Origin of the sequence: Anatilimnocola aggregata, from assembly GCF_007747655.1 — a bacterium.
In the GTDB taxonomy this organism is placed as follows: Bacteria; Planctomycetota; Planctomycetia; order Pirellulales; family Pirellulaceae; genus Anatilimnocola; species Anatilimnocola aggregata.
In genome coordinates this window covers 6,627,848-6,645,099 of sequence record NZ_CP036274.1, presented here as the reverse complement: position 1 = coordinate 6,645,099, position 17,252 = coordinate 6,627,848, and the positions used below count along the sequence as shown (strand labels likewise).

15 protein-coding genes are annotated in these 17,252 nt (G+C 58.2%); 2 read left to right on the top strand and 13 right to left on the bottom strand.

Annotated elements, in window-relative coordinates:
- The first annotated feature begins 881 nt into the window (after positions 1 to 881).
- Positions 882 to 1,454 (top strand): helix-turn-helix domain-containing protein, encoded by a 573-nt coding sequence (locus ETAA8_RS24955; protein ID WP_145094986.1) that lies wholly within the window; start codon positions 882 to 884, stop codon positions 1,452 to 1,454.
- Positions 1,455 to 1,721: 267 nt separating this feature from the next.
- On the opposite strand, the gene ETAA8_RS24950 is transcribed toward ETAA8_RS24955, so the two are convergent.
- From ETAA8_RS24950 to ETAA8_RS35680, 11 genes are all read right to left on the bottom strand, one after another.
- Positions 1,722 to 1,991, bottom strand: a complete 270-nt coding sequence (locus ETAA8_RS24950; RefSeq protein ID WP_145094983.1) for a hypothetical protein — start codon at positions 1,989 to 1,991, stop codon at positions 1,722 to 1,724.
- 34 nt (positions 1,992 to 2,025) lie between these two features.
- A complete protein-coding gene (locus ETAA8_RS24945) occupies positions 2,026 to 3,399 on the bottom strand; it encodes a hypothetical protein (RefSeq protein ID WP_145094980.1) in 1,374 nt (457 codons plus the stop codon).
- Positions 3,400 to 3,519: 120 nt separating this feature from the next.
- Positions 3,520 to 4,419, bottom strand: a complete 900-nt coding sequence (locus tag ETAA8_RS24940; RefSeq protein WP_238397561.1) for a transglutaminase family protein — start codon at positions 4,417 to 4,419, stop codon at positions 3,520 to 3,522.
- A gap of 3 nt (positions 4,420 to 4,422) precedes the next feature.
- Positions 4,423 to 6,987 carry a circularly permuted type 2 ATP-grasp protein gene (locus ETAA8_RS24935; RefSeq protein WP_145094977.1) on the bottom strand — a complete coding sequence of 855 codons (2,565 nt, stop codon included), beginning with the start codon at positions 6,985 to 6,987 and terminating at the stop codon, positions 4,423 to 4,425.
- A gap of 155 nt (positions 6,988 to 7,142) precedes the next feature.
- Positions 7,143 to 8,117, bottom strand: coding sequence for an alpha-E domain-containing protein (locus tag ETAA8_RS24930; protein ID WP_145094974.1), 975 nt, complete (start codon positions 8,115 to 8,117; stop codon positions 7,143 to 7,145).
- Between the two features lie 32 nt (positions 8,118 to 8,149).
- On the bottom strand, positions 8,150 to 9,658 hold the full coding sequence (locus ETAA8_RS24925; protein WP_145094971.1) for a circularly permuted type 2 ATP-grasp protein: 1,509 nt from the start codon (positions 9,656 to 9,658) through the stop codon (positions 8,150 to 8,152).
- A 338-nt stretch (positions 9,659 to 9,996) separates the two neighbouring features.
- On the bottom strand, positions 9,997 to 10,650 hold the full coding sequence (locus tag ETAA8_RS24920) for a phosphopantothenoylcysteine decarboxylase domain-containing protein (protein WP_145094968.1): 654 nt from the start codon (positions 10,648 to 10,650) through the stop codon (positions 9,997 to 9,999).
- A gap of 106 nt (positions 10,651 to 10,756) precedes the next feature.
- Entirely contained in the window at positions 10,757 to 12,325 is a 1,569-nt protein-coding gene (locus ETAA8_RS24915; RefSeq protein WP_202921255.1) for a DUF1549 domain-containing protein, read from the bottom strand.
- Positions 12,326 to 12,408: 83 nt separating this feature from the next.
- A complete protein-coding gene (locus tag ETAA8_RS24910) occupies positions 12,409 to 13,314 on the bottom strand; it encodes a polyphosphate kinase 2 family protein (protein ID WP_145094961.1) in 906 nt (301 codons plus the stop codon).
- Between the two features lie 98 nt (positions 13,315 to 13,412).
- The gene (arfB, locus tag ETAA8_RS24905) at positions 13,413 to 13,832 is read right to left on the bottom strand and encodes an alternative ribosome rescue aminoacyl-tRNA hydrolase ArfB (RefSeq protein ID WP_145094958.1); all 420 of its coding nucleotides are present in this window, start codon (positions 13,830 to 13,832) and stop codon (positions 13,413 to 13,415) included.
- A gap of 81 nt (positions 13,833 to 13,913) precedes the next feature.
- The gene (locus ETAA8_RS35680; protein ID WP_261343578.1) at positions 13,914 to 14,045 is read right to left on the bottom strand and encodes a hypothetical protein; all 132 of its coding nucleotides are present in this window, start codon (positions 14,043 to 14,045) and stop codon (positions 13,914 to 13,916) included.
- A gap of 229 nt (positions 14,046 to 14,274) precedes the next feature.
- Between ETAA8_RS35680 and ETAA8_RS24900 the strand changes: the two genes are divergently transcribed.
- Complete coding sequence (locus ETAA8_RS24900; RefSeq protein WP_145094955.1) at positions 14,275 to 15,684, top strand: DUF1501 domain-containing protein; 1,410 nt, start codon at positions 14,275 to 14,277, stop codon at positions 15,682 to 15,684.
- Between the two features lie 359 nt (positions 15,685 to 16,043).
- On the opposite strand, the gene ETAA8_RS24895 is transcribed toward ETAA8_RS24900, so the two are convergent.
- Together ETAA8_RS24895 and ETAA8_RS24890 are read right to left on the bottom strand one after the other, a co-directional pair.
- Positions 16,044 to 16,451 (bottom strand): transposase, encoded by a 408-nt coding sequence (locus ETAA8_RS24895; protein WP_145094952.1) that lies wholly within the window; start codon positions 16,449 to 16,451, stop codon positions 16,044 to 16,046.
- A gap of 158 nt (positions 16,452 to 16,609) precedes the next feature.
- A complete protein-coding gene (locus tag ETAA8_RS24890) occupies positions 16,610 to 17,224 on the bottom strand; it encodes a DUF502 domain-containing protein (RefSeq protein ID WP_145094949.1) in 615 nt (204 codons plus the stop codon).
- Positions 17,225 to 17,252: the final 28 nt, after the last annotated feature.

Genomic DNA, 17,252 nt, shown 5'->3' with positions numbered 1-17,252 from the left:
TTTCGTCGCCTCGGTAGTTCAAGGCGCGAACTTAGCAACCTTTCGTGCGGATCGTACGTTCGGCAAAGTCTGTACGCGCTATGAAATGGTCGTTTCGCTGCATGAATTCCGCAGCGAAGGCCTTCCCACCTGCGGATTTCGGTGGCTGAACCGCAGCTGATTTTGAGCAGTGGATGACGAAAATTCTTGAGTCTGTTTGCCTGCTTTTTCCGCAAGATCAGCAAAATCCTAGCTGCTGCTGGCTTGCGGACAACCCCCTTCACCCCTGCGAGTCTTGCGACTGACGGGATTTTGTGAAGTTGGGTTCGCATTTGATACGAAAGAAACATTCGGAAGACGTGTGTTGCACGGCAGCATACGACTCTCGGCACCTACCATGCCGAGGTTCGTGAACCGCCGGGCAACAACCGTTTTCTCAGGGGGAATCTGCTATAGGTGCTCAAGTTTCGACGCAAGTCGAAATGCGCAGCACTTCCAAATGCTTGCTCGTGACTCGAGACCCATTGAGTGACGAACGGGTGCATTTTCTCTCTGCCGGTTGAACCACGCCGCTTGACGGCGCAGGTCGCCCGGATGGCCCCACGCGAAACAGCTTTGCCGGTTGTTTGCGATTTTGGGGATTTCCGCCGCGTTCCGGAGGTCCTGATTGCCGATGGTTAAAAGGTGGCTGAAGCAGAGGGAACTGTTTTCAGTTACTTGAAACCCAGTAGAACCGCCCCGACCCAGAATTTGATTAACCAGGCCAAATCCCACAGCTGGCGAGATGGATCGAGACCAAGGCCTGGTCGATTGAATAGGGGCAGATACGTGAAGCTCAGCGGCATCGCTCACCGTGGTGCTTCACACCAACGAGTCAACGAGAGAGTAATGGAGAGCCTGCGATGAAGGTCTTCACTACTGGACAGGTCGCTAAGATCTGTAAAGTGGCCCCGCGTACGGTTAGCAAGTGGTTCGATTCGGGACGCCTTAAAGGCTACCGCATCCCCGGCTCGCAAGACCGTCGTATCCCGCGAGAATATCTGATCAAGTTCCTCAAAGAGCACGGAATGCCCTTGGGTGACCTCGAAGACGAGGCCATGGCAAAAGTGCTGATTGTGGCGCAAGACCAGGTTCTCATTGAAAACTTGAAGCGCGAATTGCCCACTGAACGGTCGTTCAAGGTTGCCGTGGCTGCCAGCGGATTTGAAGCTGGAATCCAAGCCGAAAGCTTCCACCCCGACTGCATCATTGTGGACTTCTCGATCGGCAAGGTTGAAGCACTGCAAATTTGCCAGAATCTGCGCAAAAATGTGGACTTCTCCGAGACGATCTTGATCGCGCTGCTGCCCGATGACGGCAGCCCGCTGAGCTTTGACCGCTCGGCGATTAATGAAACCTTTAAGAAGCCATTCGATGCCAAACTTCTGGCCGAACGACTTCGCACCCTGATCGGCGCCCGGAAGGAACTGGTCTAACGACCTGTTCTCCTCTCGCCAGCGACGCATTCAGGTGGGACTCGCCCTCCCAAACTGTTTGGACAATTGCTTGAACGAAATGCCTTAGCCTGCCGCGGTTTGACCCCCGCGTCGGTTCTACATAGAGGCGGAGTAAAAGGGGCAGTCGAAAGAGTCGGCTGAGAGAGCGCTGGAATCCCGGTCCAGCGCTTTCCCTTACCCCACCTCATTAAAAGCAACGGAACGACGCCGGACCGCAAGGTCCGGCGTTTTTCGTTTTCTTGCCCGTCACTCTCCGTGGTACCAGACTCTTACCACCTGATGCCACTGACTGGGAGATTCGCCGCTGGTGCCGAGCGCAGGGTCGCTCGTCCCTTCTTCGTAGCGGCTCCAGATGTTCGGCAGGAGCAGCGTCTCGATGGTGATCATGTGGATGCGATGTTCTTCGATCCAGGCATTCGCTGCTTGCACGGCGATGTCCAGCGGCTCATACGTCGCGTGGGCCAAGAAGCCGGGTGGTGTCAGCATCCGCGGCGCGAAATCTTGATAGCGAATCATGCTGGCCATTGTAGGCGAAGAAATCCACCACCGCTCAGCGGATACTGGCGGGCGTAAAGTCAAAGCCCGCTGCGCGGCGGCGAGCCTGAATGAGTCCCGGCCGGCGAATTTGAATCGCTTCACCGGGCTTGAGCGCTAGCTTGACCACCTTCACCCCTTCACGGTCCTGCTGCAATTCGTAAGCGGTGCCAGTCAATGGACAAACCGGCATCGGCCCCAGCGGTTGCTCGGTCACCGCAGTCAGGACAAGCAGCCAAGCCTCACAGCGGGCCCGATCTTGCGCCAGCTGCAAGTGAACGTCGGCGATTCGTGGTAGCAGCAGGGTGCCAGCGACGAGTGGATACTCACCAGTTGCTTCCCGAGTCGCTAGCTCGGTCTGCAATGCTTCAGTGCTGCTCGTACGCTGAAGGAAGGGAAGTCGAGCAGCGGCAACTTGCTGCTGCATCGCCCGCAGGTAAAAGAGTTGGTCGGTATCGATGTCGCGTTTAGCAGCTATCTCGGTCGAGCGAATCAGTCCTTTGCTATCTAGCTGCGATCGGTGCAATTTGGTGAGCAGCGAGGTGTAGTGCCCACTGCGAACGAGTTCGAAAATCAACAGCCCTTGTGCTCGCTCGGCTTGTAGCACGCGCTCGTCACTGGGCCAATCGGCTGTGTGGGCAATTAACCGTTGCTGCAGCAGTTGCAATACCTCAGGCGTTGCTAGGGGATGATTCGCGATGGCATTAAGCACTTGCAGGGCATCGGTTCGCAACGCGACGGCTACCAGGCGGGCGTTCAGATTTGGTTCGGCCGCCAATTGCCGACTGACCTGCAACATTCGCTCGCAGAGCGGAACGGCAGCAGCCGGTTGCTGCTCAGCCAAAGCCTCAGCTACCGCGAGGCCTTCGATCCGGCAACCCACTACGGCTGCATCCAGCCATTCGTCATCGGCCAGCAGAGCATCGGCAATTCTTCCCTGTGGCCGGCCCCCATGTTCATCCAAGGCAGCACCAAATCGCTGCCTGGCAGCGGCCTGCAGTGATACAATTTCGCGCGCCTTTTGCACAGCGCCTGGCTCAAACCAGGTTCCCAGAGTTGGCCAGATTTCATTCACTTCGCGGCCAATTGCCGGTCTGGTCAGCGCGGGATACGCCCGCACGAAGCTGGCATACGCCCCCTCGCTACGATCACGATCGCTGGCAGGCATCGCGGCATCGATTTGCTCTGGCAGTTGCTTCAGTTCGGCGAGCTGCTTCAACTCCAGTTGTAACTGCGGATGGCTTGAACCCTGCGCACCTGGAATGGCAACCAGATTCTGCGCGCGGGTCTGCAACGGCGATGGTGGCGGGCTGCTGCGTGAACAGGCGGAGAGTAATGCGCAAGCAAACGCCAGAAACCAGGTTCGCGGCGATGTTCGAGTGCATTCCATGCCTGCCTCTTGCTCCGAGCAAACTGCTAGCGGAGTCTGTCCAGTATTGAGCTGGCAGGTAGGTAGCAAAACTCGGCGAATAACTCAACGTCAGCAGCAGAATTGCTGGACCGACAGTAACTATTCGCTCAGCGGTACAACATCGACCGCAACTCGCATGCGGTGCTTGCCACCGCCGACGAGCACACCCTTGATAGGGCAGATATCGCTGTAATCGCGTCCCCAGGCCAGTGTGACGTGGCCGGTGCCGGGAATGACGTTGTTGGTGGGATCGAAATCGATCCAGCCCGACTCGGGCGAGAAGGCCGCGACCCACGCATGCGATGCGTCGGCACCAATCATCCGCGGCTGGCCTGGTGCTGGAGCAGTTAGCAAATAGCCGCTGACGTAACGAGCAGGGAGTCCAATGGATCGGAGGCAGCCGATTTGTAAGTGAGCAAAATCCTGGCAAACACCACGACGAATCCGCAGCACCGTTTCGAGCGAAGTATTGATCGTCGTCGCCGTGGGATCGTACTTGAACTCGGCGTGAATTCGCGTCGTCAGGTCTAGCACCGCTTCAAGCCACGGTCTACCCGGTGTGAACGACGGCTCGGCCAATTGGCGCAAGGCTGCCGTGGCTTGCACGTAGTGCGAGTCGAGCACAAACTGCCGGGCTTCGAGCCACCAGGGTGGTTGCCCAATGGTGAAGCGGTCGCGAATATCTTCCCACGGAGGCGTGGAAGAAGGCGCGGGTATATCGGGGGGCAACACTTGCACCTGGCTGACGGCGGTAACTGTCAGCCGAGTGTGGGGCTGTTCGATCGCGAACTGGCCTGTGTGGTTGCCAAAATAATCGGTGCGATGATCGAGGTGGACCGGTTCCGGCCGCACGCGCAGGCGATGGGTCAAACAGGTCTGGCGCCGGTGATCGCGCGGCCAGAGCGTGATCTCGTTATGGCAAACCGGGACCGCATCGCTGTAGTCGTAGATGGTCGTATGCGTGACCTTGTACTTCATGCTGCGCGAGTTTTCAACCAAAGCTTACTCCAGGCGACCAGAAGGTCGAATCTCATTGAGCTGACGAGAAGGCCCAGCGTGAATCAAGTAGTGGCGACTGATTTCGTCCGACAGTGTGCGTAATTGTTCGCTGTGGCGGAGTAAGAATCGTTCCAAGGCCGAGCGTCGACCCTGACGATCGAGATTGGACATCGCAAAAACATCGGCCAGGCGCAATTGCGTGCAAGTATCGAGCACGAGGCGCTGCTCGGGACTGAGCAGCAACTGCCGATTGGAATGCGGCAACGCATCAACGTGCCCTTGCAGCGCAGTGACTTGAAATGCCACCGAGCGCGGGTTGGTCTCGTCGGTCAGCAGCAAGTCGAGCAGTGGCGGCAACTGCAGCGTGGTCAAATAGCGATTGCGATAGGTCATCGAACTGTCGCCGATTTCGAGCAACGCTTCGAAGAGTGAGTCTTCATCGGCGGGGGGCTCGACCAGGGCGACACGCAGCACAGTCATGGCCTGTAAGGCACGTTCGAGCCGGCGGCCAAGATCGAGGAATCGCCAGCCCGGGCCACGGGTCATGCTCTCGGTACCCATACCGCTGAAAGCGGCGAGGTCGAGAATCAGGCGGTTCAGCAGTGGGAGCGAATCTGCCAGTTGCATCACCGACTCTTTACCCTGGCTGGTCAGTTCTTGCCCCAGGCGATTCAAAATACGCCAGCTATCGAGCGACAGGCGATCGCGGACGACGGTTGCTGCGGAGCGCATTGTTGAAGCCATGCTGGCCACGCTATTGCGCGCCGGGTCGGCAATCCAGCGTCCCAGTTCGGCTTCAAGTTGCACCATTGCCGAGGAAGTCAGAGAGAGCTTCATGGGCGCCGGAAAGGCCATCAATTCTGCGAGCATCTTTAGCAGCGGCCCCAAGCTTTGAGAGCCCGTTGCTGCGGTTTCGCTCGTGAGTCGGGTAAGGGTCGTACGGAGGACGCGGGCCGTTCCTTCCAGACGTTCGACATGGCGGCCCAACCAAAATAGGTGATCGGCCACGCGGCTGGGCAGATCGTTCCCGCTGCGCTGCAACGAGACGGGCGTGCCAGCCGGATGGAGGAGCGAGACGTTGTTCACCGGGCCATCGCTGAGAACCCAAACGTCTTTGCTGCCTTGTCCACCCAGCGCCGATTCCGCCAGTGGATCGGATGACGTGGAGACCCGCGCCAAACCGCCGGGCATCACTTCGTAACTGTCACCTGCCGCCACAGCAAATGTACGCACGGCAACATGACAGGCCTTCATGCTGCCACCAGCCCACAAAGGCGCGGAAGAACCGGTGACCAGATCTTGTGCAACGTAATCCTGCGGCCGATGCTTGATCCGATCGATCCATTCCTGGCGCTGGTCCTGCGCGAGCAGCGCACCGGAGACCGCTGTCCCTCGACCGTTCGGAAAGCTGGGCTTTACAACCAAGCGGTCGAAATTCTCGATCACATATTGCAGCGATTCGCCATCGCCACACCACCAGGTGCGGACCGAAGGAAGTTTAAGTTCTTCTCGCAAAAAGAAGCGCGCCAGCGTCGGCAAAAAGGGAACGAGGGCTGCACTTTCCACCACACTGCTGCCCAATGCATTGGCCAACAACACGTTGCCACTGCGGGCCGCATGCGTGAGACCCGGCACACCTTGAATCGAGTCGCCACGGAGTTCCAGCGCGTCGCAATTTTCATCGCGGACGCGGCGGAGGATGACATCAACGCGAAGCAAGCCGCCCAGCGTCTTCAAATAAACCTGATTTTCGCGAACAGTTAGGTCGCCCCCTTCCACCAGGGCATAACCGAGATAGCGTGAGAGGTAAGCGTCTTCAAAATATGTCGGGCTGGTTGGTCCGGGACCGAGTAGTACGGTGCGCGGATTCTCTTGATTGCGCGCGTTCGAATGCAGCGTGTCGCGCAGCGTGGCGAAGAATGTGGCGAGGCGTTCAACCTGGCAATCGCGAAATACATCGGGCAGCATTCGCGACATCACCAGGCGATTTTCGAGCGCGTAACCCGCACCCGTTGGGCCGCGAGTGCGATCGGCGATCACCAGCCATTCGCCGCTCCGGTCGCGGGCCAAGTGAACCGCCGAAAGGTATAGATAGCGATTACGCGGGACCGCCAGATCTTTGCACGGCCGCAAAAATCCAGGGTGCGCAAAGACGAGTTCGGGTGGCAACAGTCCTTCTGCCAGCAGCCGCTGCGGGCCGTACAGGTCAGCGAGGACGAGGTTCAAAAGTGTCGCGCGCTGAATCAGCCCGTCGGAGATTTTCTTCCACTCCGAAGCTGGGAGGAGGAGCGGGATTGCATCGAGTTCCCACGGACGCGACAGCCCGGCAGGATCACCGTGAACGTTGTAGGTGACGCCATTTTCGCGAATCACGCGCCGCGATTGTTCCCAGCGACGGGCGATTTCCGTGCTCCCCAATTGCCCGAGGAGCGGCATGAACTTCTGCCATTGCTGACGGAGCGTGCCATCCGACGACAGCAGCTCATCGTGCACCTGCGCGTAGGGCTGATAACCCTTAAGCAGGTCACGTCCAGCGTGCGAGTCAGGTGCAACCACTCCCGGCAACATAGGTACTCGCGTGGCGGGAACGAAGGCGGGACCGGATAACTTGGACTCTCAACCGGCCGCTCTTCCGGAGGAGTACCGAACAGTTGCCGGCAAACTGTTGCCAGCATAAGTGCGAGGGGCGACGCGGGACAAGGGCAGAAGGCCCCGCGGCTGGATCATTGGGAGGAAACTGGTTCCAGAATTGACGGTGGTGCCGCAAAAAACGTCTCGTGAATTGCAGCCCCCACTTCGTTTAACTTCACTTGAAACCCATCAATGAACTCATGCAGCCCTCCATCGATAATCTCGCGAATGAGCGAATAGTTCACGTCGGCTCTTAGCCGGCCTAGCTTCTGCTCGGCCACGTTGTATACGCGGTCGGCGCGGCCACCGGCGATCGCGCTTAGCGACTTTTCCGACTCGATCAAGCAGTGATGCATCGCGCGGGGGAATTCCCGATCCAGAATCAAAAAGTCGGCCACCGATTCCGGCGCGATGCGTCCATGCCGCTTGCGATACATCTCCAACGCGCTGGCTGACTCTAGTAGCGCGCCCCACTGAATCGTGTCGATATTCGTGCCGACATCACCCACGCTGGGGAGTAGGATGAAATACTTCACATCGAGAATGCGGGAAGTCTTGTCGGCCCGTTCCAGTAGACGTCCCAGCCGGGCGAAGTGCCAAGGCTCATCGTGCGACATCGTCGCATCGGTTATTCCCTCCATCAGATGACTGGCCAGAATCACCTGGGTGAAGAACTCGTAGGGAGAATCGAGAATCGTTTGATCGTTGGCAGCGGCCCGCACGCTAAGAAAGAACTTGTTCAGCTCTTCCCACATCATGGTCGAGATCATCTCGCGCACGGTGCGGGCGTTCTCGCGAGCGGTCCGCAGGCAAGAGACAATCGAGTTATCATTCTTGGAATCGAAGGCCAAGAAATCGATCACATTGCGCTGCGTGAATTCACCGTATAACTCGGCGAAACGCTCTTGGTCGCCGCTCGTATAGATCAGGGGAGCCCACTGGCTTTGCGCCGCGGGGCCCAGTTCGAGCGATAACTTTAGATTGACGTTGATGAACCGCGCAATGTTCTGCGCACGCTCGATCGCTCGGCTCATCCAAAAGATAGAATCTGCTACGCGACTTAGCATTCCTCAGGTTGCCTGTCTCAACGGGGCCGAAATTAGCTGGCCTGGTACTGCGACTGTGAGCCATTCGTCATGGTCTGCCGCTGGGTGGGAAAACGACCGCCTGTATATCCGTTTCTCAAGACCCAGGTGTCTTTGCTGCCGCCACCTTGGGACGAGTTTACCACCAGCGAGCCTTTACGCAGCGCCACGCGCGTCAAACCGCCGGGCAGCACGAAGATATCTTTGCCGTAGAGGATGTAGGGACGCAAGTCGACGTGCCGCCCTTCGAAATGATCTTCCACAATCGTCGGCACGCGCGACAGTCCAAGCATCGGCTGAGCGACGTAGTTCCGCGGGTTCGAGCGAATCAGGTCTTTGTACTTATCGAGTTCCGCTTTGCTCGCGCGAGGGCCGAGCAGAATGCCGTAGCCGCCCGACTCATTGGCTGGCTTAACGACCAACTTATCGATATTGGCAATCACGTGATCGCACTGCTGCTCTTCGCCACAGACAAATGTCGGCACATTCGGCAGAATCACGTCTTCGTTGAGGAAGTACTTGATTAGCTGCGGGACAAACGCATAGACGGCCTTATCGTCGGCCACGCCGGTGCCCGGTGCATTGGCCAAGGCAACGCGACCAGCGCGATAGACGTCCATCAAGCCCGGCACACCAAGCGTTGAATCGGCACGGAAGGTCTTCGGATCGAGGAACTCGTCATCGATGCGGCGATAGATCACATCGACCCGTTCGAGACCCTTCGTGGTCCGCATGAAGACGTGACCATTTGTCACGCACAGGTCGGAACCTTGCACCAACTCGACACCCATCCGCTGGGCAAGGAAGCAGTGCTCGAAATAAGCGGAGTTATAGATCCCGGGCGTGAGGACGACGACCGTGGGGTCGTTCACTCCTTCAGGCGCGATATGCTGCAGCATGTCGAGCAGACGATCGGGATAATCTTCGACCGGTAACACCGAGAAACCGTCGAAACCTTGCGGGAAGGTCCGCTTCATGATTTCGCGATTCTCGAGCACGTACGAAACGCCCGAGGGACAACGCAAGTTATCTTCGAGCACGTACATCTGGCCGTTCGTGTCACGGACCAGATCGGTACCCGTGATATGGCACCAGATTCCCTTGGGAGGAGTCATGCCGCGGCACGGTTCGAGCAAATTCTTGGCGGAACCAATCAACCAATCGGGAACCGCTTTATCGCGCAGACAGTACTGCGCGTTGTAGACATCGTCGATGAACATGTTGAGCGCAGTGATGCGCTGCTTGAGCCCGCGCTCGATCATGTCCCATTCGCCACCGTCGATGATGCGTGGCACCAGATCAAAGGGCCACACTTTCTCAGTACCCGCTTCGTGGCCATAGACGTTGAACGTGATCCCCATATTGAGGAGGGCTAGCTCGGCCGACTTTTGGCGCCGCTGCAACTCTCCCGCAGAGAGCGATTGCAGCCGACTGACGAGGTGCTGACTACGTTCACGGGGCTTGCCAGGAGCCTCGAACATTTCGTCGTAAAATTCGTCCGTCTGGTACGCGCTAAAATCCATCACCGACCCTCCGCTGGGACGTGCGTTCGGATGAGACTGCCCAACCTTTAAGCAGCTACCGACCAGATCAGTGGCAAAGTAGCTAGTTGCGAAGTCACAAAGCACAGGTTTCCCCAATTTGGCAACTGTTATGCCAACTGACAAGCGTTCGAGGGCGAATCGACAGGCGATTAGTTCTTTTCACGAAAAAACTAATTTCCAAAAACTCCCGCTGACCGCGAGAACTTCTCGCCGCAACCGGCAGCTCTTCGCCAATCGTGCTCTCTGCAGGTATCGACCGCTTCTCGGGGCCGGTTGCCGGATTTCCTCCGAACAACCAGCGACGCGGGGACTGTGGCTTATTCCTTCGCGAGCAACTGAAAATGTGCGATTAGTTTGGCCTGAATCACTTGCACAATCTGCTTTGCAACTTCGTCCTTCGAACCGTGCGCTGACAAAATCACCTCCCCTTCCCGGTCCAACAACTCAATATCGTTGTCCCCGGCATCCATGGCGGTCGGTCCATTGAGCACAATCAGATCACAGTGCTTCTTTTCCAGCTTGGTGATGGCCCGAAACCGCGCATCGTCGGTTTCGAGCGCAAAACCGACAACCCATTGATCGGGCCGCTTCTCGCTGCCGAGCGTGGCGATCACGTCCGGTGTTTCGACCAGTTGCAACAATAGCGGTTGGCCATTTTTCGCGATCTTGTGCGTTTCAACCTGCAGCGGACGATAGTCGCACGGAGCTGCTGCACCGATCACGCCATCGCACCGAGCAAATTCCTCCCGCGCAGCGGCGAGCAACTCTTCGGTCGAAATGATCGGGATGATTTTAGCCGCAGCCGGATAATCGACATTCACGGGGCCGGTGATAATCACCACTTCGTGGCCCAGGTCGAGCGCTGCCTGCGCGAGCGCCTTGCCCATGCGTCCGCTGGAACCATTGGTGAGGTAGCGCACCGGATCGAGATATTGCCTCGTCGGTCCAGACGTAATCAAGATGCGAGCCATGCAGGGAGAGTTCTATTTTCCGATGTAGCCCGATGCGTCAGCAAGGGAGAAGTGCGAATCAGCATCCCCTATGAGCCGCACCCTCGCTAACGCGTCGGGCTACTTGTTAATGATTCGTTGCGAATTCGGCCGTGTTGAGGACGGCCCAGAGCAAATCGCTCCAGGCCTTATTCTTCTCGCTCGGCGAGCGCGCGGCAACATGCTTGAGAAACAGTCCACCTTCATCAGCTGTCGGTGGGCGAGTGACCGTGGCGAGAAACATCGCTTCGAGTTTTTCGCCATCGTCGAACAGAGGAGCATCGAGCGCTAGCAACAGCGGGCTTCTCTCGGCGGTTGTCGCTTCGGTCAAATCGACACCATTGAGCAGCGTGAGCGCTTGCAGCACGCCGGCTTGATATTCCAGCGGCGAGCGACCTTGGCCTTGCATCTTGGCGAGGAATTGCTGCCGCTGCGGATCGAGCAGCGGACTGCGCACGTTCAGCCCAGGCATATCGCCTTGACCGCGCCGCACGAGCACACGATTGAGCGAATCGTAGAGTTGCTCCGCGGAAAGGGCTTTCACGGGCATGTGCGCGTACAATTCCGGTGGCACTTCGACCGATGTCCAGCGACTGGTCCGCTGATATGTCTTGGTCTGTGCCAAAGTGCGGAGCAGTTCGCGCAGATCGAAGCCCGTGTCGATGAAATATTGAGTCAACTCGTCGAGAAGTTCTGGATGCGATGCTGGATTGTGGGGGCCGAGATCATCGACCGGTTCCACCAGCCCGCGGCCGAACAGAATGGCCCACCCTCGATTCACGGCTGCCCGGGCGAGGTACGGATTGTCGCGCGAGGCCATCCAGACGGCGAGTTTCATGCGCCGGGAACCAAGTTCATCGGGCGCGGGATTACGCCCGCTGGGAAATTTCGGTGGGACGATCGATTCCGTATTGGGAATCTTCACGTCGCCCGTTTCGAGGTCGATCAATCTGGCCTGCATGCCAGGGAGATTATTCTCGGGTCGTTGCAACTGGGCGAAGAAAGACGCGTACCCCCAAAAATCGGCCTGCTTCCATTGATCGGTGGGATGATCGTGGCACTCGGCACATTCAATCTGCAGCCCCAGGAAGATGCGGGCAGTGCTGGAAGCCAGCTTCTCGGGAGCCAGATTGAGCGAGGTGTAATAGAGCGCTGGGCCGGCATCATCTCCGGCGGTAGCAACCAGCAACTCGGAGACGAGGTTGTCGTAACGCAGATTCTCGATGAAGCGTTGCCGTAGCCAATTCTGCACGCCAACCACACTATTAATCTGCTCCAAGCTGATGCCACCCGGCAACATGATCGAGCGCCAGAGGTTGGCCAGATGATTCGCATGAGCCGGCGAGGCCAGCAGGTCGTCGATCAATTGCGCACGTTTGTCGGGCCGCTGATCGGCCAGGAATCTGCGCACCTCAGCCACGCGCGGAATCACGCCAGTCAGATCGAGATGGGCCCGCCGCAAAAACTCGGCATCGTCTGCTTCCTCAGCCGCAGCCAGTTGCGCCTTGGCGAGCGTTTCGTCGATGCGCCGGTCGATCTGGCGAATCATCGCCGCGCGAGCATTCGCCGCATCGTGTTCCTGCGCGGTTGCCGTCAGCGCGATTGCCAGGCAAGGCACGCAGGCGTAAATCGCCATTCTGAGGGAAGACAAGTGCATGATCCCGCCGCTCCGAGAAGAGATGCCTGATTGTAGGGTCCAAACGCTGGTGGTGGCAAACATGGGGCCGTTCCGCGAGCGTTCTATTCTCCCTTTAACTCCTCGCGCGCTTTGGCGATCTCGGCTGCTTGGGCTGGCGAAATCTGTGGCCACTTGAGCCCCAGGCCGCGAATGGTTTGGTTCAGAATTGCCGCCACCGCTGCCCGAGTCACCCATTTGTGATCGGCGGGAATTACGTACCAGGGAGCATGTTCGGTGCTGGTGGCAGAGAGGCAATCTTCGTAGGCCCGCATGTAGTCGTCCCAATAATTTCGCTCGTGCAAGTCGGATGCGGCAAACTTCCAATGCTTCTCGGGCTCGTCGATGCGTTTGAGGAACCGCTTTCGTTGCTCCTTCTTCGAGATGTTCAAGAAGAACTTGACGATAGTGGTTCCATTGCGCGTCAGGTGGCGTTCAAACGAGTTGATATCTTCATAGCGATGCTCCCAGAACTCTTTCTTGAGCGCTTCGCCGGGCTGCACCCCGGGAATCCGCTGGGCACCGATCAGCTCGGGATGCACGCGGACAATCAGGACTTCTTCGTAGTAGGAACGGTTGAAGATGCCGATGCGGCCGCGCTCGGGGAGTGCTCGGTTACAGCGCCAGAGGAAATCGTGATCGAGTTCTTCGGCTGATGGATGCTTGAACGAATAGACCTGGCAGCCTTGCGGGTTGATGCCCGACATGACGTGCTTGATCGTGCTGTCTTTGCCCGCGGCATCCATTGCCTGAAAGATGACCAGGAGCGACCAGGAATTGTCGGCGTAGAGCATCTCTTGCGCTTCGGCCAGTTCGCTCACGTCCAACGTCAGCGATTCCTTCGCATATTCCTTCCGCTTTTCGACGGCAACATCTTTGTCGCCGGACCAATCGGGGTCGTGATCGGCAAGATCGAACTTCTTGCCCGGGGACACGCGAAACTTTTCGATGAGCTTGTTGCGGTCAGTCATATAGCTGGTTCAATCGCCTCTCGAGTTGTCGTGTGAGCTTGAGCCCACATGGATGGATTGGCGACGTGGGCTAAAGTCCACTCTACACCGTAAGGTAACTATTCGCCCTTGATAGGCCGACGGTTTTGCTTGGTTTGCGAACGACCCTTTTTGGCATCCAACCGGCGAACTTTCGATCCCTTGGTGGGCTTCGTGGGGCGTCGCTTTTTGGGCGGGACGAGGATTTCCAAGATCATGCCCCGCAACTTATCGAGACAAATCTGAATATTCTTGGGCTGGTCCCGCGATTCCTGGCTGACAATCACCACTTCACCCAGCGTGGTGAGTTTACTCTTGTAGGTCGTGAGGAACCGCTGTTTGACGTCGTCGGGCAAACTGGGCGATTCCACGGCGTTCCAGTGCATGGTCGCTTTGCTGCTGACCTTGTTCACGTTCTGCCCGCCCGGCCCGCTGCTACGAGAAAACGTGAAGCGCAGTTCACTTTCGGGAATGGTGATGCGAGCACTAACGGTAATCATTCGAACCTACTAAGCGCGGGGAATGTCGTTGAAGGTATCGGAGCACTCGACTTGGGGGCCGCGAGACCGAAACGAAGATCATCATAAGGTATACATTCCCGCTGCGACGAGCGCATCGACTGGCAAGTGTCGCAGCAGATTGCGATACGTGTTGGCAACAGTTCGCGGCCCCCCAGCGCGATTCGCTTCGCAGCCCGGGGCGATGGTCAGCATGCCACAAACGGTCGCAGCCGACGCGACCGCTAACGGATGGCGAAGTCCCTCGCACCCGCTAATCAAGGGCGAAGGGCATTCCATTGGCCCTGACACCCACTCCATCACTCCAGTCGAACATAAGTTCAAAGAATGCGTAGCCCCGTCGCATAAACGCTCACTATTGCAACTGGCAGTGCCGATAGGGTAGGATCAGGCTCAATTCCTACCCCGCCTCAGGACGCCTGCCATGCTCAATCTGCAATACTCGGCTCGGACGGTCTCGCCCTTGTGCAACGGCCATACGCGTCGTGATTTTTTGCAGATCGGTGCCCTCGGACTCGGCGGCATTACGCTCAGTCAGTTATTGCGGGCGGAAGCGCAAGCGGGTGGAGCCAACTCGCAAGGTAGCAGTGCTGGTCGCAAGCCGGGCACAAAGTCGGTGATTATGGTCTACCTGGTCGGCGGGCCGCCCCATCAAGACATGTGGGACATGAAGCCCGATGCCCCGGTCGAAATCGCCGGGCCGATGCGTCCCGCGCCGTCCAATGTGCCGGGCATGGAGTTCTGCGACCTGCTGCCCAAGCTCAATCAGCGGGCCGATCGTCTAGCTGTCGTCCGCTCGATCGTCGACTCGCAAGCCGGGCACGATGCTCACCAGTGCTACACTGGCCGAGTCCCCAGCAAGTCGGCACCTGCCGGTGGTTGGCCGCAGTTCGGCTCCGTCGTCGGCAAAATTCAAGGGCCGGTTGAAGCCGCGATTCCTCCGTTCGCCAGCCTGGCTTACACCACCACTCACGGACCGTACAACGAACCGGGGCCTGGCTTTCTCGGCATTGGGCAATCGGCCTTCGGCGCGCTGGGCGATGCTCGCCAGAACATGGTGCTGAACGGTGTCACGCCCGAGCGTCTCGGCGACCGCCGCAACTTGCTCAGCAGCATGGATAAGCTCCGCCGCGATTTCGACCGCAGCGGCAAACTGAGCGGGATGGATGCCATTTGCCAGCAAGCCTTCGATATCCTCACCTCGTCTAAGTTGGCCGATGCGCTCGACCTGTCGAAGGAAGATCCGGCAACAGTGGCCCGCTATGGCACGGGCAACACGAAGATCATGATCGACGCCAACGGCGCCCCGCGCGTGCCGCAGAGCTTTCTGCTGGCCCGCCGCTTGGTCGAGGCAGGCTGCCGCGTCGTCACGCTCAACTACAGCAAGTGGGATTGGCACGGCGGGCTTAATGCCGAAGGCCGGGCGAACAACTCCATCTTCCTGCGCGAAAAAGAAGACTTCCCGATCTTCGATAACGGCCTCGCCTGCCTGCTCGACGATTTGAAAGACCGCGGACTGTCGGACGATGTGACCGTGCTCGTCTGGGGAGAATTCGGCCGCACGCCAATCATCAGCAAGCAAGTGGGCCGCGACCACTGGCCCCGCGTCAACAGTTGCTTACTCGCCGGCGGCGGCATGCGTACCGGCCAGATCATCGGCAGCACCGACCGCCACGGTGGAGAAGCCACCAGCCGTCCCACCAAGTTCGGCGAAATCTTCGCCACGCTCTATCACAACCTCGGCATCTCGCCCCACGCCACCGTCACCGACCTCTCCGGCCGGCCCCAATACCTGGTGCATGACCAGGCACAAGCGATGAAAGAGTTGATCTAACGCAATTCTTGTCTACTCTGGGTGGCACGTGGTGTACTCAGCGCGTGTTTGCCAGCCATTTTCGCGCACGCGTGCTGTTCGCGTTTGTTGGACATTGAGCCATTTTTCGTTAACGCTGCGCCGCAGCCCACGCGTCAACTCCGCTGGCTATCCCAAAACTCTCCAGGCAAGGGACTAATCTTGGGCAATTCTGGATCCTGATGTTGCCCGTCCGTCGCGTAGAACTTCGCGCTCGACCAGCGCCACTCCGTCGTGCTTTGCACAAGTTTACGCCGCAGTGGGTTCTCATGAAGTTAGTCGATCGACGCCTGAGCTGACTCACAGGTCTGCAAGTTTCGATCGTAGCCAGGCCCCTCTTGCTACCTGCGAAATTGCCCCCGATCGACCCCAGATGGAACTGTCAAACGCTGCAGCAAACGGCTTCGGTGGGCAATCAGTTGTGCCTTCTGAAAAACTGAGACAGGCAACTTTACGTCTCGCAGGTAGTCGTCAATCGCAGGCTGATCGTCGTGTGGCCAGACCAGCAGATGCAGATGCTCGGGCATGAAGACGAAAGCCACGAGTGAGAATCGCCATTTCTCGCCTGCAAGGTCGATAGAGCGCGCGAGCTTCTCACGAATCTCGTGATTGGTCAGCTGCGTGATGCGACGATAGCACGAGAACGTCAACTCGTGGAGATCGCTTGGCTCGTGATAGTGCTTGATCGTTTTATATTTTTGCCGGCCATCTTTCATGGTGACTGCCTCGGGCGAATTTGTAGCGCCCAAGATTGTTGCACGTTGCCCAGCGACATTCACTTTCTAACTTAGGATGCGTCGCGGCGCTAATGAAAAATGGCTTGAATTCGGACGTTAACGGCGGCGCATGGTTCGTTCGAAAATTGCCAGGAACACGGGTGAGTACACCACGTGCCACCCGAGAACTGCTAACCAGCCGGTTTGACCGTGCTCAATATCTTGCTGGTGTTGGCACCGAGGTGGCGGAGGCAATCGATGGCCTGCTTGGTGGTGATGGCCAGCGGTTCGATACGGTCGGGGGTGACGAACAGCAGTGTGCCAGACCAGGGATTGGGGACATCGGGCACGAAGACGACGTGGCGGCTGTCGGGAAGTGTGTCCATGACAAAGCCTAGTTGAGCGACATCGTCGAACCGCACGAGAACGGCCTGATGCGGAGTTTTCTCTTCGACGCCGACCCAGCCTTGCCCCATGCTCTTCATGAGGGCATAGCCCGGGACGAACGACACAATCAACTGCTCGAGTGTGCCGACGAACCAGCGCGAGACAGCAGTTCGGGCGAGCAAGCCGGCGAGAAAACACAAGAGTGCCAGCGCGATGAGGCCGATCAGAAATGAGAGCGAAACGCCACTGACCGACTTCACCGGTAGCCATTGCACGAGCGGATGAACCACTTCATACGCAAATTGGGCCGCCTGGCCAATCACAATCGAAATGAGCACAACCGGCACGAGGACGAAGAGCCCGCCTACGATGGTCGCTTTGAGAAAGACAATTAGCCGGCCAAGCGAGCGGGAGTGCATGTTGCCATCAATTCTGATTAACCGCGAG